This window comes from Catellatospora coxensis, from assembly GCF_016862635.1.
Taxonomy (GTDB): domain Bacteria; phylum Actinomycetota; class Actinomycetes; order Mycobacteriales; family Micromonosporaceae; genus Catellatospora; species Catellatospora coxensis.
Window position 1 is genome coordinate 1 of sequence record NZ_BONI01000218.1, and the last position, 644, is coordinate 644.

Here is a 644-nt window from a genome sequence, read left to right on the forward strand (position 1 = left end):
GGAGGTGCCCTGTGATCACTGCACCCGAAAACAGCCCGACCACCCTCGCCGGGCACCTCCTGGCCGACATGATGGGCCTGGACGAACTCCCCGCCGATGCCGAACGCCTCGGACTGCTGGAGCGCGCCGCCAAACCCGGCTTCGGCCGGTGGCTGGATGCCGCCGCCCGCGCCCGCGGCTGCACCCGCCCGGTCCGCCTGCGTGGTGAAGTCCTCACCGTGTCCGCGTCGACCGGCGCGGTGATCGAGCGGTTCTCCACCGACACGCTTCCCGACAACGTGCTCTACAAGCCGTGCGGCACGCGGATCGCGACGCTGTGCCCGGCCTGCGCCACCACCTACCGCTACGACACCTACCAACTCATCAAAGCCGGACTCGCCGGCGGCAAAGGCGTGCCCGACACGGTCGTGTCCCACCCGGCCGTGTTCGTCACCCTGACCGCGCCGTCGTTCGGGGTCGTGCACACCCGCGTCGTGCGCAACGACAAGCCCCAGCCCTGCCGCGTCCGACGCGACCGACCCGTCTGCGTCCACGGCAAGCCGCTGTCCTGCAACGCCGTACACGGCGACACCGACCACCGGCTCGGACAACCGCTGTGCCTCGACTGCTACGACCATCAGCACCAGGTCGTCTGGAACCACCTT

1 protein-coding gene is annotated in these 644 nt (G+C 70.2%); it reads left to right on the forward strand.

Annotated elements, in window-relative coordinates:
* Positions 1 to 11: 11 nt before the first annotated feature.
* Positions 12 to 644, forward strand: a 633-nt coding sequence (locus Cco03nite_RS42105; protein WP_373314472.1) for a replication initiator, incomplete at its 3' end; no start/stop codon positions are given.